The sequence below is a fragment of the Citrobacter sp. L55 genome (genome assembly GCF_002850715.1).
GTDB classification, from domain to species: Bacteria; Pseudomonadota; Gammaproteobacteria; order Enterobacterales; family Enterobacteriaceae; genus Citrobacter; species Citrobacter braakii.
Genome location: NZ_KZ559419.1, coordinates 21,446 through 43,109, shown reverse-complemented (window position 1 = coordinate 43,109; position 21,664 = coordinate 21,446). Strand labels below are relative to the sequence as shown.

The 21,664-nt window shown below is 54.6% G+C and carries 30 protein-coding genes; 29 read left to right on the top strand and 1 reads right to left on the bottom strand.

What is annotated here, in order from left to right; genetic code table 11:
* The first annotated feature begins 228 nt into the window (after positions 1 to 228).
* The 5 genes from B9P82_RS25140 (at position 229) to B9P82_RS25120 (ending at position 3,313) form a co-directional block, all read left to right on the top strand.
* Positions 229 to 633 (top strand): ammonia monooxygenase, encoded by a 405-nt coding sequence (locus B9P82_RS25140; protein ID WP_101701189.1) that lies wholly within the window; start codon positions 229 to 231, stop codon positions 631 to 633.
* A 56-nt stretch (positions 634 to 689) separates the two neighbouring features.
* On the top strand, positions 690 to 1,037 hold the full coding sequence (locus B9P82_RS25135) for a hypothetical protein (RefSeq protein WP_101701188.1): 348 nt from the start codon (positions 690 to 692) through the stop codon (positions 1,035 to 1,037).
* Between the two features lie 94 nt (positions 1,038 to 1,131).
* A complete protein-coding gene (locus B9P82_RS25130) occupies positions 1,132 to 1,278 on the top strand; it encodes a succinate dehydrogenase flavoprotein subunit (RefSeq protein ID WP_101701187.1) in 147 nt (48 codons plus the stop codon).
* A gap of 46 nt (positions 1,279 to 1,324) precedes the next feature.
* Positions 1,325 to 2,158, top strand: a complete 834-nt coding sequence (locus tag B9P82_RS25125) for an N-6 DNA methylase (RefSeq protein ID WP_101701186.1) — start codon at positions 1,325 to 1,327, stop codon at positions 2,156 to 2,158.
* A gap of 624 nt (positions 2,159 to 2,782) precedes the next feature.
* Positions 2,783 to 3,313, top strand: coding sequence for an antirestriction protein (locus B9P82_RS25120; RefSeq protein WP_101701185.1), 531 nt, complete (start codon positions 2,783 to 2,785; stop codon positions 3,311 to 3,313).
* 10 nt (positions 3,314 to 3,323) lie between these two features.
* Here B9P82_RS25120 and B9P82_RS25115 read toward each other — a convergent pair whose 3' ends face one another.
* A complete protein-coding gene (locus B9P82_RS25115) occupies positions 3,324 to 3,779 on the bottom strand; it encodes a transglycosylase SLT domain-containing protein (protein ID WP_101701184.1) in 456 nt (151 codons plus the stop codon).
* 467 nt (positions 3,780 to 4,246) lie between these two features.
* Between B9P82_RS25115 and traM the strand changes: the two genes are divergently transcribed.
* From traM to traH, 24 genes are all read left to right on the top strand, one after another.
* On the top strand, positions 4,247 to 4,630 hold the full coding sequence (gene traM, locus B9P82_RS25110) for a conjugal transfer relaxosome DNA-binding protein TraM (RefSeq protein ID WP_101701183.1): 384 nt from the start codon (positions 4,247 to 4,249) through the stop codon (positions 4,628 to 4,630).
* 297 nt (positions 4,631 to 4,927) lie between these two features.
* On the top strand, positions 4,928 to 5,377 hold the full coding sequence (locus B9P82_RS25105) for a helix-turn-helix domain-containing protein (RefSeq protein ID WP_101701182.1): 450 nt from the start codon (positions 4,928 to 4,930) through the stop codon (positions 5,375 to 5,377).
* Positions 5,378 to 5,582: 205 nt separating this feature from the next.
* Positions 5,583 to 5,816, top strand: coding sequence for a TraY domain-containing protein (locus B9P82_RS25100; protein WP_101701181.1), 234 nt, complete (start codon positions 5,583 to 5,585; stop codon positions 5,814 to 5,816).
* A gap of 116 nt (positions 5,817 to 5,932) precedes the next feature.
* Positions 5,933 to 6,292, top strand: coding sequence for a type IV conjugative transfer system pilin TraA (gene traA / locus B9P82_RS25095; protein ID WP_101701180.1), 360 nt, complete (start codon positions 5,933 to 5,935; stop codon positions 6,290 to 6,292).
* 2 nt (positions 6,293 to 6,294) lie between these two features.
* Positions 6,295 to 6,600 carry a type IV conjugative transfer system protein TraL gene (gene traL / locus B9P82_RS25090; RefSeq protein ID WP_101701200.1) on the top strand — a complete coding sequence of 102 codons (306 nt, stop codon included), beginning with the start codon at positions 6,295 to 6,297 and terminating at the stop codon, positions 6,598 to 6,600.
* A gap of 19 nt (positions 6,601 to 6,619) precedes the next feature.
* Positions 6,620 to 7,183: a type IV conjugative transfer system protein TraE gene (traE, locus tag B9P82_RS25085; protein WP_101701179.1), complete on the top strand. Its 564-nt coding sequence runs from the start codon at positions 6,620 to 6,622 to the stop codon at positions 7,181 to 7,183.
* The gene (gene traK / locus B9P82_RS25080; RefSeq protein ID WP_101701178.1) at positions 7,173 to 7,913 is read left to right on the top strand and encodes a type-F conjugative transfer system secretin TraK; all 741 of its coding nucleotides are present in this window, start codon (positions 7,173 to 7,175) and stop codon (positions 7,911 to 7,913) included. The genes traE and traK overlap by 11 nt, the downstream gene beginning before the upstream one ends.
* Positions 7,900 to 9,261: an F-type conjugal transfer pilus assembly protein TraB gene (traB, locus tag B9P82_RS25075; protein WP_101701177.1), complete on the top strand. Its 1,362-nt coding sequence runs from the start codon at positions 7,900 to 7,902 to the stop codon at positions 9,259 to 9,261. Before traK ends, traB begins: the two co-directional genes overlap by 14 nt.
* Positions 9,262 to 9,376: 115 nt before the next feature.
* Positions 9,377 to 9,601, top strand: coding sequence for a TraR/DksA C4-type zinc finger protein (locus tag B9P82_RS25070; RefSeq protein ID WP_101701176.1), 225 nt, complete (start codon positions 9,377 to 9,379; stop codon positions 9,599 to 9,601).
* A 3-nt stretch (positions 9,602 to 9,604) separates the two neighbouring features.
* The gene (locus B9P82_RS25065; protein ID WP_101701175.1) at positions 9,605 to 9,790 is read left to right on the top strand and encodes a hypothetical protein; all 186 of its coding nucleotides are present in this window, start codon (positions 9,605 to 9,607) and stop codon (positions 9,788 to 9,790) included.
* Positions 9,774 to 10,178: a hypothetical protein gene (locus tag B9P82_RS25060; protein WP_101701174.1), complete on the top strand. Its 405-nt coding sequence runs from the start codon at positions 9,774 to 9,776 to the stop codon at positions 10,176 to 10,178. The genes B9P82_RS25065 and B9P82_RS25060 overlap by 17 nt, the downstream gene beginning before the upstream one ends.
* Positions 10,168 to 10,467, top strand: coding sequence for a conjugal transfer protein TraP (locus B9P82_RS25055; RefSeq protein ID WP_101701173.1), 300 nt, complete (start codon positions 10,168 to 10,170; stop codon positions 10,465 to 10,467). The genes B9P82_RS25060 and B9P82_RS25055 overlap by 11 nt, the downstream gene beginning before the upstream one ends.
* Positions 10,464 to 10,637, top strand: a complete 174-nt coding sequence (locus B9P82_RS29535) for a conjugal transfer protein TraP (RefSeq protein ID WP_371412092.1) — start codon at positions 10,464 to 10,466, stop codon at positions 10,635 to 10,637. Before B9P82_RS25055 ends, B9P82_RS29535 begins: the two co-directional genes overlap by 4 nt.
* A gap of 8 nt (positions 10,638 to 10,645) precedes the next feature.
* Entirely contained in the window at positions 10,646 to 11,080 is a 435-nt protein-coding gene (locus B9P82_RS25050; protein WP_246842167.1) for a hypothetical protein, read from the top strand.
* 17 nt (positions 11,081 to 11,097) lie between these two features.
* On the top strand, positions 11,098 to 11,745 hold the full coding sequence (traV, locus tag B9P82_RS25045) for a type IV conjugative transfer system lipoprotein TraV (protein ID WP_101701171.1): 648 nt from the start codon (positions 11,098 to 11,100) through the stop codon (positions 11,743 to 11,745).
* Between the two features lie 10 nt (positions 11,746 to 11,755).
* Positions 11,756 to 14,347 (top strand): type IV secretion system protein TraC, encoded by a 2,592-nt coding sequence (gene traC, locus B9P82_RS25040; RefSeq protein ID WP_101701170.1) that lies wholly within the window; start codon positions 11,756 to 11,758, stop codon positions 14,345 to 14,347.
* On the top strand, positions 14,344 to 14,808 hold the full coding sequence (trbI, locus tag B9P82_RS25035; RefSeq protein WP_101701169.1) for a type-F conjugative transfer system protein TrbI: 465 nt from the start codon (positions 14,344 to 14,346) through the stop codon (positions 14,806 to 14,808). Before traC ends, trbI begins: the two co-directional genes overlap by 4 nt.
* Positions 14,808 to 15,443: a type-F conjugative transfer system protein TraW gene (gene traW, locus B9P82_RS25030; protein ID WP_101701168.1), complete on the top strand. Its 636-nt coding sequence runs from the start codon at positions 14,808 to 14,810 to the stop codon at positions 15,441 to 15,443. Before trbI ends, traW begins: the two co-directional genes overlap by 1 nt.
* Positions 15,440 to 16,435, top strand: a complete 996-nt coding sequence (traU, locus tag B9P82_RS25025; protein WP_071687477.1) for a conjugal transfer pilus assembly protein TraU — start codon at positions 15,440 to 15,442, stop codon at positions 16,433 to 16,435. Before traW ends, traU begins: the two co-directional genes overlap by 4 nt.
* 18 nt (positions 16,436 to 16,453) lie before the next feature.
* Entirely contained in the window at positions 16,454 to 17,068 is a 615-nt protein-coding gene (gene trbC, locus B9P82_RS25020) for a type-F conjugative transfer system pilin assembly protein TrbC (RefSeq protein ID WP_101701167.1), read from the top strand.
* Positions 17,065 to 18,894: a type-F conjugative transfer system mating-pair stabilization protein TraN gene (traN, locus tag B9P82_RS25015; RefSeq protein ID WP_101701166.1), complete on the top strand. Its 1,830-nt coding sequence runs from the start codon at positions 17,065 to 17,067 to the stop codon at positions 18,892 to 18,894. The genes trbC and traN overlap by 4 nt, the downstream gene beginning before the upstream one ends.
* The gene (gene traF / locus B9P82_RS25010; protein WP_101701165.1) at positions 18,891 to 19,667 is read left to right on the top strand and encodes a type-F conjugative transfer system pilin assembly protein TraF; all 777 of its coding nucleotides are present in this window, start codon (positions 18,891 to 18,893) and stop codon (positions 19,665 to 19,667) included. Before traN ends, traF begins: the two co-directional genes overlap by 4 nt.
* A gap of 24 nt (positions 19,668 to 19,691) precedes the next feature.
* The gene (gene trbB, locus B9P82_RS25005; protein ID WP_101701164.1) at positions 19,692 to 20,303 is read left to right on the top strand and encodes a type-F conjugative transfer system pilin assembly thiol-disulfide isomerase TrbB; all 612 of its coding nucleotides are present in this window, start codon (positions 19,692 to 19,694) and stop codon (positions 20,301 to 20,303) included.
* On the top strand, positions 20,303 to 21,664 hold the full coding sequence (traH, locus tag B9P82_RS25000; protein WP_101701199.1) for a conjugal transfer pilus assembly protein TraH: 1,362 nt from the start codon (positions 20,303 to 20,305) through the stop codon (positions 21,662 to 21,664). The genes trbB and traH overlap by 1 nt, the downstream gene beginning before the upstream one ends.

The following is a 21,664-nucleotide window of genomic DNA, read 5'->3' as shown; positions in this document are numbered from 1 at the left end:
TCTGGTGAGCCATCTCGCGTTAAGTCCCCGGGCGGAGGGCTGGTCGTAGCACCGTCGCGTCGTCATCCAAGGGGTTAAATGAACTCCGCCAAAAACTTTTTGCGAAGGGATGCAAAAACTTTTTGTCTCCGCCCCTTTCCTTCCTCCTTGCAACGTTGCTCCTTTGCCCTTTGCCGCCAGGGAACTCACCGAGAGATGGATTAACCACCAGACAAGAGGAAAAGCAGGATGAACACACAGAACGTCAACGTCAAAACCGCCACCAAAGAATCTTCCGAAAGATGGGGGGCAAACCCAAAAACACGACTGGCCTGTGTTATCGCAGAACAGCGTTCGTACCTGAATGAGCTTTGCCAGGTCTGGAATCTTCAGTTGAGCCAGAAAGACGAGGCAGAGGAAGTCCTGCGCCTTCTCAGCCTGATGAGTGACAACGTTCATAAGGAAGGCGTGTTGTGCTGGGAACGTTCATATCCGTTGGTTTCGTTTCATGTCGTGCAGCCGTGGTTACAGGCTAAAAATCATGCCATCCGCTTATACGGGATGATCGGGCGTGAGGCGTGGGAAATCGCACGTAAGGACCTTCGTGACAACATTAATTTTGCTCAGGCCATGCTGGACGTTGAAGTGTGTTAAGCAGCGTCACCCACGGCGGCAGGGGATGTCGCCATCAACAAAAGAAGGAGAACACCATGCATTTACACCTGACAGAATCCTCCGCTGTGCCGGGGATGCAGACCACCGCTGAGGCAGAGCGTGCTTACTGGCGGAGCCGTGAACAGGCGACGGTAAAAGCCCCTGCTGAAATCGACGTACACGCTTTTCATAATGCGCTGGGGCTGATGTACCCGCTGAACTGGCGCTGTAGTGAAGACGGTGAGTGCGAAACCTTCATGCTGGCGGAAATGGTCTGCGGCAACGTGACCGAAATTTATGCGCGGATCGGTATCCGTTATTACCGGATGCGTGACTACAGCAACCTTGACCACGCGGAAATTCTGGCCCGCGTTAAGGAGGTATCAGACAAGAGCCAGAAATGAAAAAAGCAGGCATAAGCCTGCTCATTCCACGCCGGATGACACACCCGCAAAAGTTTGCATCCGGCATACGCAAAACCAACATGGAGATTAAACCATGCCATTTGACCCGCAAATCGTCGCACAGGCGAACGCGTTTGTAAATGCCTTACGCAGTGGTAAACGTGCCCGTGTTCCGGCTTTAAAACTGGAGTACTGGCAGCAGTTCATGACCGTGGTATACGCTGGCCTCGGCCTCGCGTGATGTGAAACCTGCCGTCCCTTCGGGGGCGGCATTACAGGAGATTGTCATGTCACAACTGACTTTTGTCGATGTCTTTGATATGGCCAGAGAGAGCGCTGGCGGTTGTTGTGTCACTCAGGATGTGCAGGCGGGTAACGGGTATTTCCCGTCTGTTCACAGGCTGATGAGTACACAGTACAGCCGGAGCCGCTTTATCAGCGTGTTCAGATCCACAGGCTGCCATCTTCGGCGCTGGGAAGTGTTCAGCGATTTTCTGGCGCTGGCAGCCAGTGAGCTGGATATGGCCCGGATAAGAACGCCGGAGAGTATGGCGCACTGTCGGAAAATTTGCGATCGCTACACCATCACCGATATTGAGAATATGCACGAAATGTTCTGTCTGATGGTGTGTGCGCTGGAGGCAAAATTTCATGACTTTCTCGGTGCGATTTTCATGGAGCTTGAACTCGGTGATAACTTTCGCGGGCAGTATTTCACCCCGTATTCCGTACAGTGTCTGATGGCGAGACTGCTGATGCCGGGAATTCAGGACACCATCCGGCGGGAAGGGATAGTGACAGTCAGTGACCCTGCCAGTGGTGCGGCGGGAATGCTGATTGCTTATGCGGAGTGTCTGCTTCTGGCAGATATCAATCCTTCCTGGCACATGTTTGGCAGCTGCATCGATATTGACCCTGTGGCGGCTGATATGGCTTTTATCCAGTTGTCTCTGCTGGGTATTGCGGCGGAAGTGGTGACGGGTAACACACTCACGATGCAGTTTAACAGGGTGCGGTATACCCCTGTTTATTATCTCAATGATTTTGAAAAACGGCTGGCAGACCTGAAGCGACACAGGGCTATGCTGGCATTTATGCGCGGACTACCGGATGCCGCATAAATAACCAGAAGGGCAGGGGATAACCTGCCCGACAGCTGTCAAAGGCGGCGCGCCTGCGGCGTAAAGTAATACCTGCTGCGCTACGCGCTGCCTGTATTACTCCGGCGCGTGATTGTCTTATCATTATTATTTATTTTGGTAAGTCCGGTCTCTTTCTGCATCCCGCTGTTTGTCTCTTTGGGTATTCATTCTTTGTGATAAAAATAATAAATACAGGATCGGGCATCGTCCCTGACGGGACACGGCTGTCGTGAACGGAGCCGGTAAACCGTCTCCGCCCTCCGGGCTTCCATCCTGATGCAAATTCAAATTCGCGCTTGCTGCATCCGTAAACGGATGCGCCGCTTTAACCGTGGCGGTAATAAATTCCCGCCACTCTGATGACCGTAACGGTAATTCGTCTCGCGCCGATTTTGCCGTTCCGGGTTGTGTGCATTCTCCCGGAGTGTATATCGCCCGACTTCATCAATTCGCGGAGGGCTGCTTTTAGCATCAGACAGGAATAAATAAAAGGGTATATAAACGCTGCGCGCCCCTTTATTTATTCCTGCCTGCTGCTCATTGCCCTTTGCCGCTCAGTGATGAAGTCGAACGATTTAATAAATCCATAAGGAGAAAACCAGAATGCACACCATTAACGTCAAAACCGCCACTCGTGAATCAGCCGAACAATTTAAAACAGATGAATTCCAGCGCTATTGTGTAACTGATGGTGATGAACGACTTGATTTTATTCCCGCCCTCTTTTTTACACCATCAGCTGACAATATGATCGCCAGCTGGTTACACCAGCATTCAGATTATGATGGCGGTTTCTGGAATTACTGGATCATTCCGCAGGGTGTTGGTGGCAATGTGGCCCCGAACAGAATTATCTTCACCACAACACAAACAGGATATATCGCACCAGCAGGAGAACAACGTTATAACATGTGTGTCCCCGGTAATTATTTTGAGTCAGAGGTCAGTGCCGATGCTGCCGGAATTATCGCAACGTTGATGATAATGAACTGGCTGTCCTGGCAGGCGGCGGATATGGGGGATAAATATGCAAAAGTCTGTAAACATCTTGTCGCCCGGCAGGATGCGCTGAAGGATTATGTCAGTCTTATTCAACATCCGGAGTGCGGATTGATATGGCGGGCTATCGATTAAAACAGATGCGTCACTCTGGTGGCGCATTTTTTTTGATAGTAGCATAAATCGCCTGAATTTCTTTTGCATATTGCTGGCGTTTTTTCTCCTGTGATTCAGTTTCACGAAATCCTGCATTATAAGCCCCTACAGCCCGCCATGAGTATCCCCAGCGTTTAAAAGCAATGGCAAGGTAGTAAGCGCCAGTGTAAATGTTCAGGCAACTGTCAGTATAAAGTTGTCGGGGAGTGATCCCGAACTGTGCCAGATGCGAAAAATTTTGTGAGTGTATTTGCATCTTGCCGACTGCATATTCGCTCTGTGATACAACGTTGAGCGCATTATCACGCCAGGATGACTCACGGAACGAAATCGCCCGTAACAGATCCGGCTCGATCCGATAATCTCTGCCTGCCATTTCAAAACAGTCCTGCGCATTAGCAGAAAATGTTATCGCCAGTAGTCCTGTAATCAGAGTTTTCCTCACGTCAGCTATTCCTCATTACCTTTTCTTTAGCCAGAGTGCCATTTTTTATAAAAAACGGCAATGCCCGGAAATACTGAATTCTTCCCGGCAGGTATATTTCTGTATGCCTGCTCCTTAACATCAAACTCCCACACCCGTCGCAAGATTCGATCTTGCGTGATTATCTTTTAATTTCAGTATGTTATGTAAATTTTTTCACTGTTTTTATTATTGTAATATATAAACTGGAGTCATATGCAAATCTATAGTGAATCGTAAAGGAGTCGAATCCGGATTCACTCACGAATCAGGCCAGTAAATTCAGATAAATTGAACGATTCGAATCTGGATTCAAATCTGTGAATTCTGTATAAGGGATTCATCTGTCAGGCGAGTATGAATCTACTCTGACTCTATGAAAAAAAAGTAATGAATCGTTTGTGACTCTGACTAAAACGAGAAAGATTAATTTAAATAAGGATTTTGTTATGCCAAAAATTCAAACTTATGTGAACAATAATGTCTATGAACAGATCACCGATCTCGTCAGCATCAGGAAGCAGGAAGGTATAGAAGAAGCATCGATTTCCAATGTTTCTTCTATGCTGCTGGAACTGGGTCTGCGGGTCTATATGATTCAGCAGGAAAGAAAAGAGGGGGGCTTTAATCAAATGGAGTACAACAAGCTTATGCTGGAAAACGTTTCTCGGGTACGGGCTATGTGTACAGAAATTCTTAAAATGAGTGTTTTAAGTCAGGAAGCTATTGCCAGCGGTAATTTTGATTACACGGTTATCAAGCCTGCTATTGATAAATTTTCCCGAGAACAGGTCAGCATATTCTTTCCTGATGACGATGATTCTCAGGAGTGAGTCTGAATTCATTTAAAAAGCCGGAATCTATACAAAGATTCCGGCTTTTTTTTGGTCTCTTTAAAAAAATGGAATCTTTACATTCACACAAGAGACTCACATCACATAACTCTGGCACTTTGAATGTTTTGGTGGAATTGAATCATCCTGGCGTTATTATTTTATTTATCCAGTTCAAATGAGGGTTTGAAGAATTTAAAAATCAAAGGCGATAAATAAATTCAATTTATCTTAAAAGATTGCAATGACCCTGTGCATTGCTTGTGGGATTCATTTGTCTTTTTTCTGGAGGCCCGGATGCCTGTTGTAAACCCAGCACGTTTTATGTATGAGCGTAATCACTTTCCAGCTTTAACAGATAAAGAGTTTGAAACATTGGTTTTATACTGTCAGATGATGAATGTTCAGATGGTTGCTGATTATCAAAATCGTAAGCCTGATGTAATTTTAAAACATTTGAAAAACTGCAAAGAAAAGATTGGGGTGGAGAGTGATTTCGAACTTTATTTTATTGTAATAAATAAATTTTTAAACTTTGAAAAATTATTTCCAGAGCTAACATTACAGCAAGTTAATCTTCTGGCTGCATTTTCCTTTTATCCAAAAAGGTCAGCTATTGCTCGCCGTTTTGATATATACCGGAGTGATATATATGACGAACTAATTAAAATCAGGAACAACCTGGGTATTGAAGACCTGGACTCTCTCAGGATGCTATTTTTCATGAAGATTACTCTTTTTCTGTAAGTTTTAGATGTATGTTTGGGTGATTATTGGAGCTTGTTTTTTTGACTTAAATCAATCTATATTCCGTGAATTTTGTGAATGAGATCACCTTTTGAAAAATAACATGTTGTTTTAACTTTGAAAAATAAATTTCCCCCAAACCCTTGAATGGAGGAAATTGACTCTATCTAATATCCCTAACGCAAATTAACGCAGGTAGTTAAAGATGAAGGGGCCAACAAATAAAGTCAAAAATCTAATTGACCTCGGTGGGTTGATTGGCAGGAAAGTTAATATTAGCTGTAGTCTGGATGAAGCTATTGATGAGCTTTTAATGGAAAGTGCTATCAAGAGTGGAAGGAGTAAAAAAAGAGAAGCTGAATTAAGGCTGGAGGATCATTTGCGCAGGTTTTCTCTTGTACCTGCTGAAGAACAGTATATTGAGAAAAAAATGGATTAATACATTAAGCCTTCTGTTACAGAACCATTTGCCTCATCAGATGGTTCTGTGCCGGATTGACTTTACCGGTCAATACCGCTGGGTGTTTTATTAAAATTACATAAATGGAGTTTTTTATGAATTTATCCTTATCACAAGGCGGCCTCCCCGCGTCTGTAAAAAACCGCGCATGGCAGTACTGTCAGGCGGCATGGCGTGGCGTGACCAGTAAAAAATCGCTGTCCCGTCTGGCGGCCCTGTCCCCGCTGTTGCTGCTTGGCGTCGGGCAGATGGCCCACGCCACTGACCTGCTGGCCGGGGGCAAGGATGATGTGAAAGCCACCTTCGGGGCCGACTCCTTCGTCATGATGTGTATCATCATTGCCGAACTGATTGTCGGTGTGGCGATGTATATCCGCACCAAGAACCTGCTTATCCTGCTGGGTCTGGTCGTGGTCATCGTCTTCACCACGGTTGGTCTGACGTTTATTGTCTGATGATGGAGGGAAACGATTTAGATAAATACCGTTTCCCGAAAACCCTGTCAGAGCAGAACCGTATTATCGGACTGCCCCTTGATGAAGCCATCCCCGCATCGGTTGTATTAGTGTGGGGATTTTTCACCAAGAAATATTTATTCAGTCTGATTATTGCGGCAATTATCTGGCAACTGATCAGGGCGGCGAAACGCGGAAAAAGTTCCCGCTGGTTATACAACTGGTGTTACTGGTATTTACCCACTGAATTATTCCGGGTGGTCTACCGCGTTATTCCCGATTCCAGTTTCAGGAAATGGATCAAGTAAATTACCGCAGGGCCAAATTATGGAAATCAGCGCTCGTAATTCATCCACCAAAATTATTGCCATTTTTATTCTGTCACTCACGACACTGGTCTTTATTCTGGCTTTTGCTGTGGCATGGCTGGCCGTGACCAACAGAGCACTCATCCACGAACAGCGAACGGTTGTCACCCCGATGACCTATAACGCGCCGTTTGCCGTGTCGGAAACCAAATCTGATACGGAAAACTACCGGATGATGACGCTGTCCTTCCTGGCCCTGCGTCTTAATGTCTCGCCCGAAACCGTCGATTCGAACCACGCCTTTCTGCTCTCGTTTGTGGAGCCGGAGGCCCGGGAAGAGTTTAAGCCTGTCCTTGAAGAAGAAGCGGCGCAAATCAAAGCCAGTGAAGTGAACTCCGTTTTTTACGCCTCTGAAATCAATGTCTATCCCGTTGACGGCCGCGTCGATGTTCGCGGGGTACAGAAGATGTGGATTGGCAATGCCAGACCCTCCACCGAATTAAAAACCTACCGTCTCCGGCTGAAATACGCTGGCGGCTTTACCCGTATTGGCCGGTTCTATGAGGTGACCAATGAAAAATAACCTTCCGGCATTATGGCTGGGCACCGCCATGATGACCGCCGTGCCCTTTGCGGTACTGGCCCAGTCTCCCGCGACTATCAGTTTCCCGCAGGGGGGACAGTTCCGGCTCAGTATCAGCAATACCGACCCCAACCTGATATTTATTCCCGGCGATAAAGTCACGGCCATCACCGCCCAGGGGGGCATGCTGGCCGACAAGAAGCTGACCTCTGCCGGCGGCGTGCTGTTTACCTCGGTGGCCACCCGCGCGTTCACGCTCTATGTGGAAACCGGGCTGGGCCAGACCTTCTCTGTAGTGGCCACGCCGGTGAAAGGGGAAGGGCGCGTTTACAGGCTGATGAGTGCTGAACCGCCGGTGCGCCCGGAAACCCGGAAATGGGAAACCGCGCAGGCGTACGAAACACTGCTCATCAGCCTCAGCCGTTCCGTTCTGTCCGGCACGATGCCGGATGGTTATGGCGAGGTGAAACCGCTGGCAGACGGCATTCGTGTCCCCGGTGGTTTTTCCGTCACGCCCCTGAAAGCCTGGGCAGGCGACCAGCTGCGTGCTGACAGGTATACGCTGCGTAACACCAACACCTGGGGCGTGGCACTTCAGGAACAGGATTTCTGGAAGCCCGGTATTCGCGCTGTGATGTTCGATAACAATGCACAGACCCTCCTGGGCGGAGGAAGTATGACCCTCACCGTTATTCGTGAAAACGGGGAGGGCAGCGATGGCCAACGTTAACAAAATCATCCGTCGCCGCCAGGTTGCCCTGCTGATTGCGCTGGTACTCGGTATTGGTGCCGGTGGTGTAGGGACCTGGATGGTCTCCGAGATGAACCTGAAAAAAGCCCCCCAGCCCAAAGCGCCGAAAGGCGAACCCGCGCCGGACATGACCGGCGTGGTGAACCAGTCCTTTGACAACAAGGTCCAGCGTTCCGCGATTGCGGAGGCCCAGCGCCTGAACAAAGAAACGCAGACGGAAATTAAAAAACTGCGTACCGAAATGGGCCTTATCGGCCGTGACCTGAAAGGTTCGCAGGACCGTATCCGGGAGCTGGAAGACGAGAACAAGCTGCTGCAGACCCAGCTTGAGGCCGGGAAAAACTTTGATTCCCTGAATGCCGAACCGCTGCCGGGGGCGCTGGCCTCTCAGGGCAAACCAGCACCCGCCGGGGCGGTGCCGCCGCCGACCAGTTTCTGGCCCGCAGGCGGCGGACAGGCTCCCGCAGCTCCCGTGATGGAGCCTCTCAACCGTCCGGGCATGATGGACAGCCAGGAATTCAGCCTCCCGGATACCGGCCCGAAAAAGCCCCGCTTCCCGTGGATATCCTCCGGCAGCTTTGCCGAAGCCATCGTGGTGGAAGGGGCGGATGCCAACGCGTCTGTCACAGGGGACAAGAATACCGCCCCGATGCAGCTGCGCCTCACCGGCAAAGTCCAGATGCCCAACGACCAGGAATTCGACCTGACCGGCTGCTTTGTGACGCTGGAAGCCTGGGGGGATGTCTCCAGTGAACGGGCCATCGTCCGTTCCCGCGCCATCAGCTGCAAGCTGGGGGAGGACAACATCGACCAGAAGATTGCCGGGCATGTGTCTTTTATGGGCAAGAACGGCATCAAGGGCGAAGTCGTCATGCGTAACGGTCAAATTCTGCTGTATGCAGGCGGGGCCGGCTTTCTGGACGGGATTGGCAAGGGCATTGAGAAAGCCTCCGGCACCACCGTGGGTGTCGGTGCCACCGCCAGTATGAGCGCCGCCGATATCGGCCAGGCAGGCTTCGGGGGTGGGGCCAGTTCTGCCGCAAAAACCCTCTCTGATTACTACATCAAACGTGCTGAACAGTACCACCCGGTTATTCCGATTGGCGCAGGCAACGAAGTCACGCTGGTTTTCCAGGACGGCTTCCAGCTGGAAACCCTGGAAGAGGCCCGCGCGAAAGCGGCCGCACGTAAAAAGCAAAATCAACCCGCCGCCCCGTCAGCACCTGCTGCCATGCCGGCGAACACGCCGGACATGCTGAAGCAACTGCAGGACTTCAGGGTGGGTGACACCGTTGACCCGGAAACCGGGCAGACCGTCACACAGTAAGCAGGGACCGGTTATCCGGTCAGAACACCACAATCAATCCGGAACAGTCAGTGCCCTGGAAGACGTGAAAGGGATGGGCGGTAGCGTGTCCGGACAGCGCAAACAAGGAGAGCCTATGGCCGACGAACTGGACCATCTGCAGGTGCAGGAAGACCTGCTGATCCGGCTGCACATTCAGGCCGCGCGCCAGCAGTTCAGACTGGAAGGGGAAAGCCTCAGTGAGTGTGAATGCTGTGGCAACGACATTCCCCTCAGACGCCAGCAAACGATACCTGGAGTACGGACCTGTACAGAGTGTCAGCGGGTACTGGAAATCCAGAACAAACACTATCAGAGGTGAACGATGGAAGACAAAAAAGGCAATGTGACAGTCCCGGGGAAACCCGGCAGGGGTAAGACCGCCATCAGCGTTGAGGTTATGCAGACCTTTTTATCAGAACGGCAACGTAACGACTGGCGGGAATTACGGGACGGTATTCAGAGCAACGAAGAAAATTCAGGGGGTGAACTTCATGACAATCAAAAGTGATGGTGTTCCGGGGAAAACCTGTCACCTGAACGATATTGCGGCCTGCTGCGAAAATATGGGGATGCGTGTCATCTGTGTTGACGCTGCAGAGAGCGACTTCTGGTCTGCCGCGTCTCTGCCCTGCGCGCCTGCACTTGGGGGGATGGCCCGGATTTCTCTGAGCGTACTGCAGCGGGCGCGTAGTCACTGTCTGTTCCTGGGGAAACCGGGGTCAGGTATGAGCGTCACAAAACAGCAGGTGACCCGGGTATTCCTGGCGAAGTCTGACGTCAGCCAGATTAAAGCGCTGTACAGCGGTGAGGAGGGGGACTGTCTGGCGGAGGCTATCCGGCAGAACTGCAATATCTGGTATCAACTGGAGCCGGAGGAGGGGGGACATGATAAATAAGACTCTGGCCCTTACGGCATACTGCATACGCTGGCTGACCTGGGCCTTTCACTATCTGGTTATCGGGCCTGCTGGCACGCTGGTACTGATTGTGGCCCTGCTGTTCGGTCTGGATAACACCACCCCGGGAGCGGTTGTGGTGAGTTTTTTGCAGCAGGCAGACAGCATTACCACGGCAAGCGCTGGACGTGGCGCGAGTGTACGACACAGCCGCCAGCGGAACTCCCTCCCCCATCTGAATTTCCAGAACATGTCAGCAGTCTTCAGTTGGACCGTTGTCCGGAGGTGATCTCCGATGCCCGGGGCTATGCGGCATATGTTGACCGAACCTTGTTGGGAACTCTGACCTGGCTGTGGATTCTGATGGGGCTGACTTATGCCGGACTGGCCTGGATTCTGGGGAACAGACCGTATTTCCCCCGCGCTTCATCTCAGTCAGTAAAAGAAAACGAGAAATGATGATGGATATGTCTTCATTACTTCAGCGTGATTTCAGTGACCTGACCCGACAGGAACTGATTGCAAGACGTAAGACCGTGGAGATTTTGCGGGTAAACGTATTGCATACCCGCGAGCATATTTCTCCCCGAAAACAGTTGTCTTTCGTGGTGGCCATTGCGGTGCTGATACTCGGCTACGCCTTAACCCATTTTCTGCTCCTCGCCGGCGTCGCTGCGCTGGGCGCACAAATTATCGTCCTGCGTTACTCCACGCTGCCGCTGAACTGGCATATGCAGCTGGCTGGCGAAATAAAAAAACTGGAGCCACTACGGCAGTCTCCGCTTCGCCAGTGGGGCTGCGCCTCTGATTTTTCCTGGGAATACGCGCAGCACTGCCTGAATAAAGAAATCACCCTGATCCATCTCTCGCTGAGTTCTGCGCCGGCGCCTTTTGATGCCTGACTGATAAGGACTGTTATATGAAAAAAATCACCCTGTTACTGGCAGGCAGCGTCCTGCTGTTATCCGGCTGTGCCGGCGTCAAAAGCAGTTTTGACTGCGATGCCACCACCTCAGATACCTGTATGACCATGACGAAGGCCAATCAGCTGGCCCGGGACAAGGCAGCAAAACAGACGGGAAAGCCGGCTGCGGGCGGACTGCCTTCCCTGGTTAACCTGCCGGCGCAGGCGGCTTCTCAGCCGGTACCGGTACGGTCTGTTATCAGCACACCGTCAGCAACACCCTCCGCAGCACTCTCTCCGTCCGTGGGGAACTCCGCGACGTTGACTGCAGCGGCCCGGGCTTCTGCTCCTTCTCCCGCCCGTTCTGGCGGCCTGTTGTCACCGCGCCCGGTGGCTGGTGCGCCGGTGAGTACCACGGCCTCACGTCCAGTACTGGCCACGACCCCGGTCCGTTCCGTTACCCCGGTGAGCACGCCCGCGCCCTCGTGCCAGACCGTGCGCTGTGACAGCCCCGGATCGGTCCATCCGCAGCGCAGTCAGGACCGGATTGCCACCGTCTGGATTGCGCCCTGGGTGGACAGCGATAACGCCTTCCATCAGCCCGGTCGTGTGTCCTTTGTCGCAGACCCGGCGGACTGGGTTCTCCCGTCCCGCGTGAATTAAGGAGCCGGTGGTGAAAAAGTTTCTCAATGTACTGGAAAACCTGCAGAGCGCCTTCCGGATGCCCGATGGCGCGGCAGAAATGACACGTAACCTGGCCAGCCTGGATTTTCCGCAGCTGACCAGCATCCTGCCGTACCGGGACTATGATCGCGACAGCGGCCTGTTTGTGAACCGCAATACCGTCGGCTTTCTGCTGCACGCAGAGCCGCTTATCGGGGCCAATGAGCAGATAGTCTATGTACTGGAAGACCTCATCAAGAGCAAGCTGCCCCGTAAAACGCCGATATCCTTCCACCTGGTGTCCAGCAAACTGATTGGCAGCCAGCTGGATCGTGGTCTGGCTGACTTCCGCTGGCAGGGAAAGCATGCCGATAAATTTAACCGTATCACCCGGGCGTATTATCAACGGGCGGCGCAGCAACAGTTTAACAGCCCGACCGGCCTGCCGCTGACCCTGCGCGACTACCGTCTTTACATCTCCTACTGCGTGAAAGCGAAGAAGCGTTCGGCGGCGGTGATGACCGAAGTCTCACACACCATGAAGGTGCTGCGCTCGTCGCTGGATGCGGCGAAAATCTTTACCCGGGCAGCAGACGACCAGGAGCTGGCCACGCTGGTACACGGGATGCTCAATGCCCGCCACGACCAGTTGTACCCGGATGATGTCCGCGTCGGGAAGTTTGATGAGCTGCATCAGCGGTGTATCGACCAGCGCATCGGCATCGATGTGCATCCCGATGATGTGCGCATCAGTCTGGCGGACCGCCACGGGGCGGTGACCACGACGCGGGCCATGAACTTTATGCTGGAGAATAACCCGGACATATTCATGCTGTGGATGGGGGGCGATAACCTGTCCAACCTCCTCAGCCCGGACCTGACCATCGCCAGCCCGTTTGTCATCACGATGGTAATGGAGGCCGAGGACCAGGTGGCCACCCAGGGGGAGGCGACGCGCAAGTACCTCGACCGGGAGAAAAAAGCCAACTCGCCCTATGCCACCCTGTTTCCCGGTGTGGCCAGACAGGCCAAAGAATGGAAGGAGATCCGCGAGCACCTCAACAGCAACCAGACCTGCATTGTCCGCTATTACTACAACATCACCACGTTCTGTCCGGATACGGATGAGGCGGCCCTGGTCTGCGAGCAGCAGGTCATCAACACCTTTAAAAAGAACGGCATCGACCTGTTTTCCCCGACCTATATGCAGTTCCGGAACTGGATAGCGATGATCCCCTTCATCCACGCCGAAGGGCTGTGGGACGACATTAAAATGGGCGGGGCCACCTGCCGGGCCGAGAGTATCCAGGCGGTGAACCTGCTGCCGGTGGTGGCCGACAACCGGCTGTGTCAGGGGGGACTGCTGACACCGTCCTACCGCAACCAGCTGGCGTTCCTTGATATCTACGGCGACGGCCTGGGTAACACCAACTACAACATGGCGGTGACCGGCACGTCCGGGGCCGGAAAAACAGGCCTGGTCCAGCCTATCCTGCGCAGCGTGCTGGACTCCGGCGGTATCGCCTGGGTGTTTGATATGGGCGACGGCTACAAGTCGTTCTGTGAAAACGTCGGCGGCACCTACCTGGACGGCAAGTCACTCAAATTCAACCCGTTTGCCAATATCACCAGCATCAACGAATCCGGCGAGCGTATCCGTGACCAGCTGGCCGTACTGGCCAGCCCTAACGGGACACTGGATGAAGTCCACCACAGTCTGCTGCTGCGTGGGGTTCAGGAAGCCTGGGAAGAAAACAGGGAAAAAGCGCGCATTGATCATGTAGTCCATAAGCTGACGGCCATCCGTGAAGATGACAAATACCGGAATTCGCCGGGTATCACCAACCGTCTGGATGAGATTGTCGAACTGCTCGGGAAGTACTGCTCCTGGGGGATTTACGGCGAGTACTTTAACAGCGACGAGCCGTCCCTGACCGATGATGCCCGCTTTATCGTCCTGGAGCTGGGTGGCCTGCAGGATAAACCCGACCTGCTGGTTGCGGTGATGTTCTCCCTCATTATCTACATTGAGGACAAGATGTACCGCACACCGCGCAGCCTGAAGAAGTGCTGCACCATTGACGAAGGCTGGAAACTGCTCAACTTCAAAAATGACAAGGTCGGCCAGTTTATCGAAACCGGCTACCGGACCGTGCGTCGTCACCGTGGGGCATTCATCACCATCAGCCAGAACATCAAAGACTTTGACGCCGATGATGCATCCGGCGCAGCCAAAGCCGCCTGGGGTAACTCCGCGTTCAAGGTGGTACTCAAGCAGGATGCGTCTGAATTCAAGCAGTACAACCAGAACCGCCCCAACCAGTTCTGCGAACTGGAGCGCAGTGTTATCGGCAAATTCGGGGATGCCAAAGACCAGTGGTTCTCCTCTTTTATGCTGCGCATCAACGACACCTGCAGTTTCCACCGTCTCTTTGTCGATCCGCTCAGCCGGGCGATGTTCAGTTCAAAAGGGGACGACTTCGAATTTATCCGCCAGTGCCGGGAGCAAAACATGGATATCCATGACGCGGTGTATCAGCTGGCACTACGTAACTTTCCTGATGAGATGCGCGAACTGGAAGCGCTCGCGGAGGCCGCATGACCACAGAGCAAAACCTTACCCCTGTTCAGCCTGAACCCACCCTCACTGCGCATGACGTCAGGCAGGGCGTCACCCTCGCCCCGAAAGGACACAGGCGGGCGCAACGTCGTCGTCGCTGTCTGCGCAATCTGCTGCTGGTTGCAGCCACCATTGTGTGTATCAACGCGGCGGTCACGTCGGTGCTGATTAGCTGGCGTACCCCGACGGTCGTGTCCTTTGATATGAAGAGCACCGTCGATCAGTTCACCGAACAGGCGGGCGCCCAGTCCCTGGATGAAAAACAGACGACTGACCTGACAGAGCGGTTTATGCGCACCCTCAGCACCGAACTTCAGGAATACCAGCGCCGTCATGACGCTCTTATCCTGGTGACTCCGGCAGTGGTCAGCGGGGCCGCTGACATTACCGGTGATATTCAGTCTGCCGTGGCGGCGAAGATGGCCGCCGGAGGGGGACAGTAATGTACCGGTGTCTGCTCATTCTGCTTGTCCTGCCCGGCATGGTACAGGCGAAAAACCTCGGTACATGGGGGGAGATGTACCCCATTGCCGAGCAGGACATGCTGACCACCATCCAGACCCGACTGAAAGCGATGGAAGCCAGCGGCGAGATGGCCCGGGAGCAGGAGGCGTTCAAACAGCGCGTTATTGAAAACACCCTGCGCCCGAAGCCGGTTGACGGTCTGACGCTGGCGCAGGAGAACACCACGCATTATATCGACCCCTCACTGACGGTCAGTGAAGATCTGAAAGACCATCAGGGCCGGGTGTTTGCCCGTAAGGGGCAGGTGATTAACCCGCTGGATACGGTGCCGTTTACCGACACCTTGTACTTTATCGACGCCGATAACCCGCAGCAGCTGGCGTGGATGAAGGTGCAGAAGCCCGGGACGCTGACGTACCGCGTCATTCTGGTCAACGGCGATGTTCGTGAAGCCACCAATGCCCTGAATACCCGTATCTACTTTGACCAGGACGGTTCGCTCAGCCGGAAGTTTGCGCTGAAAGCCATCCCGGCCCGGGTGACGCTGGCAGAAGATCGTCGCCGTCTGCGGGTGGACTCGTTTGCCCTAGACGCGCCGGAGGTGAAGCCATGAAACGTTATCTGGCCGGTCTGGGGCTGATATTTCTGTGTCTGGCAGGGATGAGTGGCACGACACAGGCGGCCTCTGCGGAATGCGAGGGGAATTTTGTCAACCCGATCACCGATGTCTGCTGGGAGTGCATCTTCCCGGTGACCATCGGCAATGTGCCGGTGGCCAAAGGTCGCCAGCCGGACACGCCGAATCCGTCGATGCCGATTCAGTTCTGCCCGATGGGCATTCTGTACCGGGTGGGACTGGCCATCGGGTACTGGGAGCCGATGGCGCTGACGGATGTGACCCGCTCCCCGTACTGCATGGTGAATCTGGGCGGGTTCAATATCAATATCGGTAACGTGGGCAGCGGGACAGGCGGGCAGGAAAACCGCGCAAATCCCGGCGCATTCTACCATGTCCACTGGTACAAATACCCGCTCACCTACTGGCTGAACATTATCACCTCGATGGGCTGCCTGCAGGGCGGTGACCTGGATATCGGCTATCTGTCCGAACTGGACCCGATGTGGGACAGCAGTTCGCTGAGCATGATTATCCAGCCCGAAGCCATTCTCTTTGGCAACATCATCGCCCAGGGAGCCTGTGCGGCTGACGCGGTGGCAAGCCTCACGGGTAAACCCATTGATGCCCTGTTCTGGTGTGCCGGCAGTCAGGGCAGCATGTATCCGTTTAACGGCTATGTCTCTAACGAATTCAGCCCGCTGCAGACCTCTTTACTGCTCAGTGAACGCATGGCGTTCAAACTGCACCGTCAGGGCATGGTGATGAACAGCATCGGTGAAAACACCTCCGTGTGTTTTGAATATCCGTCCCCGATCATCCCTAAAAGCCGCTGGCGGTATCACCTGGTTAATAAATATCCCGATGCAGGCCAGTGTCATCCGCTGGGCCGTAGTGTGACCCGCTGGGAAACCGGCAAGAACATGCCCAACGACCGGCGCAATTTCGGGTATCTCTTCTGGCGCAAGCGTAACTGTGTATTTCTTTAAGTCACAGGGAGAAAGACAATGAAACGAGTACTGATGTCGCTGGCCGTGCTTCTGACCTGCGGGGCCGGGATGGCCAGTGACCATACTGAGAACCGCCAGTTTATTCACGACCAGTTGCAACTGGACAGGCAGCGTTTTCGTGCCCTGCAGACGCCGGAGTTTCTGCAACAGCCGCGCACCGTGGCACCACAGGACCAGGCGTTTCTGGACGCGCAGGCCTCACAGTTCCGTCAGGCCATGCAGCCCGGGGAGCGCCCGGTGGACGCGGCCCTGGTGTTTGTGTCCTTCTCGATGCCAGCGGAGGAACTGAAACAGCGCGTGAAGGATGCGGCACAACTCAATATTCCGGTGGTTATCCGGGGGATGGTCAACGGTGATATGCGGGCCACTGCCAATGCCGTGGCCGGTCTGGTGAAAGAGAGCAATACCGGCGGGGTGCAGATAGATCCGACCACGTTTCGCAAATACAACATTACCGCCGTGCCGGTGCTGATTGTGGCCTGTGGCAATCAGGGCGATACGGTCGACCGGCTTCAGGGGGACCTGACTTTACATCAGGCCCTGAAGCGGGTGGCGGAAGAGGGTGACTGTGCTGACACGGCCCGGAACCTGCTGGGTGAGGAGGCGAAATGAAGCGGTATCTTCCTTTACTGATGGCGATGGCATCCTTCTGCCTTGTTCAGCCACTTGTCGCGAATGACCAGTTTAACCAGGGCATGCAGCAGGGTAACGCCAGCAAAGGGCAGGGGGCCGGTGCCATACAGGGGTTTAACCCGGCAGAGGCAATCCCCGGCTACACCGACTCACCGCCGGAAAGCGGCTATTACGGGGGCGTGACGTCCTCCGGCGTGGACATGACCTCACCCGGGTCGTCGGCGCTGAATACCTCGGAGGCCGGGAAAACCATCACCGAATCCATTCTGAACACGCCGCCGGATAATAAACCGTCGCTGGATGCGCCGTTTATTTTTGAAGGGCTGGCCATGAAAGACAAGGCGGAGACCATTACCGGCGGCGGGTTTGCCGGCTGCGTGGACCAGCCTGCCAGCTTTACCGAAATCACCACCCATCAGTGTCTGCGGGATACGAAGATCGAGCAGTACTGTACGCGCACAGCCACGCTGGGGTATGAGGGCAGCACGGAATATGACGTGAGAGTGGTGGAATATGAGCTGAGTGAACTGCCGTCGTGGGAGGAAAACGGCAACATCGTGGTGGCAGTGACGCCGCAAATCAGCGGGGAAATCACGGAAGCCACGTATTCCTGGAGTAACTCCCTCGGTAACAAACCGCGTTTCCATATGACGATTTCCTTTCTCGGTAATAACGTGCAGTGGCACCAGAAGGGGTCGTACAACAACGTGAGCTTTAAGCCTGTTCCGTCCTCCCTGACTGCCGGTGTGTCGTTCACCTCCCGTCATCCCCGTAAAGTCCGGGATGGCTCCGGCTCGCTGACGCACCGCAAACACGTTCCGTTTAAACTGCGCTTCGTGCTGCGGGTAAAAAGGGACAGTTACAAACCCGTCGTGACCTGGTCCGAAAACTGTCCGTTCAGCAAGACCGAGGGGGCCATGACCGGTTCACAGTGCGTGGAACCGGGTGAAACCCGCACGATTGTGGTCGGTGGCCAGACGCTGAGTGCGTATCAGGCCTGCTGGAAATGGCAGGACACGTACCTGACCCAGACAGAGACGGAAGGAACCTGCGGGGAATACATGAGGGACTCCAGCTGTACGGTGACCCGCAGCGAGTGTGCCGACACGGTGGACGGCTTCTGCGTCAGTCAGCAGGTGACCTACTCCTGTGAGCGTAAAAAAGAGGGTAACGGCCAGATTTGCGGCGGGGAATTCTTCTGTAAAGACGGCAGTTGTGCCCAGGCGCAGACGGGAACCAGCAATATGTTTGGTCAGGCGGTCTCGGCGCTGGCGGCAGTGGCCGCTGCCGGGGAAGATGTGGCTCTGCTGAACGGGGAAAACGTCCGCGCCTTTACCGGCGAAGCGCAGCACTGCAAGAAGATGGCGGTGGGCTTCAATAACTGCTGCAAGGACTCCGGCTGGGGCCAGGATGTGGGCCTGTCGAGCTGCAGCAGCGAGGAAAAGGCGCTCGGGAAGGCGAAGGACAAAAAGCTGACAGTGTATGTCGGGGAGTACTGCAGCAAAAAGGTGCTGGGCGTGTGCCTGGAGAAGAAACGCGGTTACTGCGTGTTTGACTCCAAACTGGCGCGTATCGTCCAGGAGCAGGGCCGCCGTGGCCAGCTGGGCGTCGGGTTCGGCGGGGGAAAATCACCGGACTGCCGGGGCATCACGGTGGATGAACTCCAGCGACTCGATTTTGGCGTGATGAACTTCAGCGATTTTTATGATGACCTCAGTGCCGGCAGCGACATCCCCGAAGACCAGGCACTACTGAAAAAAGCGCAGGACATCATCGCGGAAAAAATGAAGGATGCGACGCCATGAAACGACTCGCTGTCCTGATGATGGTGTTATCCACCACCCTGCATGCCGCCCCGGATGAGGTTCTGACGTCTAACTTTGCCCGGGAAGAGGGCTGGCAGTGGTACAACCCGAATGCGGCTGAGGAAGACCCTGCCCCCGCGCCAGCCCCGACGCAGCAGGCGCGTCTGGCCAGTATGACTCCGTCAGAGCAAAAGAAGGTGCTCCAGCAGGCCACGCGTGAAGCACTCGATACCGCCATTCTGTATCCGTCAGCGGAGAACTTTCGTCGCTTTATGACCCTGCAGAATTTCTGGACTGACCGGGCGACCGACTTCACTCAGACCTCGAAACTGGCGCGTCTGAAATACCCGGAACTCGACTACAACGTGAAGCGCAGCCACTACAACGGTTCGGTGGAGGCGCGTTTGTCCGAAGAGAAGAAGGTGCAGAGTGCGGTGATAAGCCAGGTGGCGCAGCGCTACGGCCTGTTCTTCTTCTATCGCGGGAATAACGCCGTCGACAACCTGATGGCAGGCGTCATCCGTGCGTTCTGCGAAGACCGGGGTATCACGCTCATGGCGGTCAGCGTGGACGGCAAAATCAGCGACCAGTTGCCGCAGAGTCGCCCGGACAGCGGGCAGGCAGAGCAGATGCGCGTCACCCATTTCCCGGCCACCTTCCTGGTCGACCCGAAAACGCACCAGTGGCAACCGCTGGCCTGGGGCTTTATGAGCCACGACGACCTCGATAACCAGATGGTCAGTGTACTGACGCAGTTCCGGGCCACTTACTGATAATTCCGACCGCTAAGGTAATGTATGCATATCCCTTTACTGAAGACTGCCATCCTGATGGTGGCGATGCTGTCCGGCCTGACGCAGGCCGGGACCCTGGATGATATCCGCGCCCTTGAGGCCACAAAGACCGGGCGTACCGCCCCGGCGCTGGACGGACTCGCTCTGCCGAACACCCCGACAACTGCGACAGTTGATCGTCCGGTTCAGGATACAGCCCCTGTCTGGCTCCCGCTCAGTGACGGGCGGCAGGTGAACGTGCAGGACTGGAAGGTGGTGCTGTTTATGCAGTCAACCTGCCAGTACTGCCGCCAGTTTGCGCCGGTACTGAAATCCCTGTCACAGCAGACCGGCCTCAGCGTGTTCCCGGTGAGTCTCGACGGGCGGGGTGACGCTGAATTCCCCGATGTGCTCCCGGCCACGCCGGATGTGATGGTGGAGTACTTCCAGGGCGGGGTGCCGGTGGCGACGCCCACCACCTTTCTGACCAACGTCAACACGATGGAAACCTGGCCGCTGCTGCAGGGGGCTGCGGGGGCCGGTGAATTTAGCCGCCGTCTCGATGAGGTGCTGCGCATGGCGCTGGACCGTCAGGCCGGCAAACCGCTTCCATCATCTTCTCAGGGACAACAATGATGCGACTGAAACCACTCTGCCTGGCCTTTGCGCTGGGGCTGTACAGCGCAGGCACGGCGCAGGCCGCGCTGCAGGATGATATGAATTCGTTTTTCAATGACATGAGTTATGCCAGTAACGCCACCTCGGCCAAAGCCTGGCAGGGGCAGGCGGCACGCTATGTTTCCGGCGGTTCGTTCTATGCCCGGACCGGCAACAAGAATATCCAGCTGATTTCCATCAGCCTGCCGTCCATCAACGCCGGATGCGGTGGGATTGATGTCTATCTGGGGGCTTTCTCCTTTATTAACTCCGACCAGATTATGGCCTTTGTGAAACAGACGATGGCCAACGCGGCAGGGTACTTTTTTGACCTTGCGCTGGAAACCACGGTGCCGGAACTGAAGGCGGCTAAGGATTTTCTGCAGAAGATGGCTGCCGATATGAACCGCTTCAATATGTCGAGCTGTCAGGCGGCTAAATCGATGGTCGACAGCGTGGCGTCCCTGTGGGGGGAGAGTCAGCAGAACGTCTGCCAGTCGGTGGGCGGGCAAAAAAGCGTCTTTTCTGACTGGGTATCTTCCCGACAGGGCTGTACATCAGGCGGCAAATACGGTGCCGTTACCGACAAGGCTACCGGGGCGGAAAAGGACCAGGTCCTGAAAGATATCAACCTGATGTGGGATGCGCTCGGCAACAGTACGCTCAGCAGCAATGCAGAGTTGCGCCAGTTTGCCATGAGCATCAGTGGTTCGGTGATTTTTGGCAGCAGCGGGGAGGTGCGTATTCTCTCCTCGCTCGCCTCAGACCGCAGCCTGCTGACGGCGATGATGAGTGGCGGCAGCGCCAAAGTGTACGTCTGTGATAACCAGAACAAATGCCTGTCCCCGTCCATGAGTAACGTGACGATATCCGAATCCAAATCCCTCATTCGCATGGTGCAGGACATGCTGACCAGCATCGAGAACAAGGCCATCACCGACTCACCGCTGACAGAGAAAGAGAAGCAGTTCATCAACAGCACCTCCATCCCCATCCTCTCCTGGATAGTGGACCAGTCGTCACTGAGTGTGTCGCAGTCCCTGTTTGCCCAGCTGACGGATTACATCGCCGTCGACATTTACCTGCAGTATCTGGAGGCCGTCATGAAGGTGGTCAACGGGTCTCTGGCCACCAAAGACTATCCGGGGGCCAACATGAAAGAGCTGAAAGCCGGCCTGTCCGATGCCCGGCAGGCGCTTAACTCGCTGCGTATGGAGGTGCAGATTAAGGAGGACGCCCTCATCTCTGCCCAGCAGCAAATCCGCTTTATCCGCCAGCAGGTCTCGTCAAAGATGAGCGACCGCGTGCTGGGTAACTACCAGTTCAGCAGGGTGAATTAA

Coding starts and splice junctions, on each gene's coding strand:
- B9P82_RS25055 (WP_101701173.1), top strand. CDS start 10,168: ATGATAAATAAGACTCTGGCCCTTACGGCATACTGCATACGCTGGCTG.
- traE (WP_101701179.1), top strand. CDS start 6,620: ATGGAAATCAGCGCTCGTAATTCATCCACCAAAATTATTGCCATTTTT.
- B9P82_RS25070 (WP_101701176.1), top strand. CDS start 9,377: ATGGCCGACGAACTGGACCATCTGCAGGTGCAGGAAGACCTGCTGATC.
- trbB (WP_101701164.1), top strand. CDS start 19,692: ATGCATATCCCTTTACTGAAGACTGCCATCCTGATGGTGGCGATGCTG.
- trbI (WP_101701169.1), top strand. CDS start 14,344: ATGACCACAGAGCAAAACCTTACCCCTGTTCAGCCTGAACCCACCCTC.
- traW (WP_101701168.1), top strand. CDS start 14,808: ATGTACCGGTGTCTGCTCATTCTGCTTGTCCTGCCCGGCATGGTACAG.
- B9P82_RS25135 (WP_101701188.1), top strand. CDS start 690: ATGCATTTACACCTGACAGAATCCTCCGCTGTGCCGGGGATGCAGACC.
- B9P82_RS25100 (WP_101701181.1), top strand. CDS start 5,583: ATGAAGGGGCCAACAAATAAAGTCAAAAATCTAATTGACCTCGGTGGG.
- B9P82_RS25065 (WP_101701175.1), top strand. CDS start 9,605: ATGGAAGACAAAAAAGGCAATGTGACAGTCCCGGGGAAACCCGGCAGG.
- B9P82_RS25125 (WP_101701186.1), top strand. CDS start 1,325: ATGTCACAACTGACTTTTGTCGATGTCTTTGATATGGCCAGAGAGAGC.
- B9P82_RS25060 (WP_101701174.1), top strand. CDS start 9,774: ATGACAATCAAAAGTGATGGTGTTCCGGGGAAAACCTGTCACCTGAAC.
- B9P82_RS25130 (WP_101701187.1), top strand. CDS start 1,132: ATGCCATTTGACCCGCAAATCGTCGCACAGGCGAACGCGTTTGTAAAT.
- traV (WP_101701171.1), top strand. CDS start 11,098: ATGAAAAAAATCACCCTGTTACTGGCAGGCAGCGTCCTGCTGTTATCC.
- B9P82_RS25105 (WP_101701182.1), top strand. CDS start 4,928: ATGCCTGTTGTAAACCCAGCACGTTTTATGTATGAGCGTAATCACTTT.
- B9P82_RS25050 (WP_246842167.1), top strand. CDS start 10,646: ATGTCTTCATTACTTCAGCGTGATTTCAGTGACCTGACCCGACAGGAA.
- traM (WP_101701183.1), top strand. CDS start 4,247: ATGCCAAAAATTCAAACTTATGTGAACAATAATGTCTATGAACAGATC.
- traU (WP_071687477.1), top strand. CDS start 15,440: ATGAAACGTTATCTGGCCGGTCTGGGGCTGATATTTCTGTGTCTGGCA.
- traF (WP_101701165.1), top strand. CDS start 18,891: ATGAAACGACTCGCTGTCCTGATGATGGTGTTATCCACCACCCTGCAT.
- B9P82_RS25140 (WP_101701189.1), top strand. CDS start 229: ATGAACACACAGAACGTCAACGTCAAAACCGCCACCAAAGAATCTTCC.
- traL (WP_101701200.1), top strand. CDS start 6,295: ATGGAGGGAAACGATTTAGATAAATACCGTTTCCCGAAAACCCTGTCA.
- traH (WP_101701199.1), top strand. CDS start 20,303: ATGCGACTGAAACCACTCTGCCTGGCCTTTGCGCTGGGGCTGTACAGC.
- trbC (WP_101701167.1), top strand. CDS start 16,454: ATGAAACGAGTACTGATGTCGCTGGCCGTGCTTCTGACCTGCGGGGCC.
- traA (WP_101701180.1), top strand. CDS start 5,933: ATGAATTTATCCTTATCACAAGGCGGCCTCCCCGCGTCTGTAAAAAAC.
- traB (WP_101701177.1), top strand. CDS start 7,900: ATGGCCAACGTTAACAAAATCATCCGTCGCCGCCAGGTTGCCCTGCTG.
- traN (WP_101701166.1), top strand. CDS start 17,065: ATGAAGCGGTATCTTCCTTTACTGATGGCGATGGCATCCTTCTGCCTT.
- B9P82_RS25120 (WP_101701185.1), top strand. CDS start 2,783: ATGCACACCATTAACGTCAAAACCGCCACTCGTGAATCAGCCGAACAA.
- traK (WP_101701178.1), top strand. CDS start 7,173: ATGAAAAATAACCTTCCGGCATTATGGCTGGGCACCGCCATGATGACC.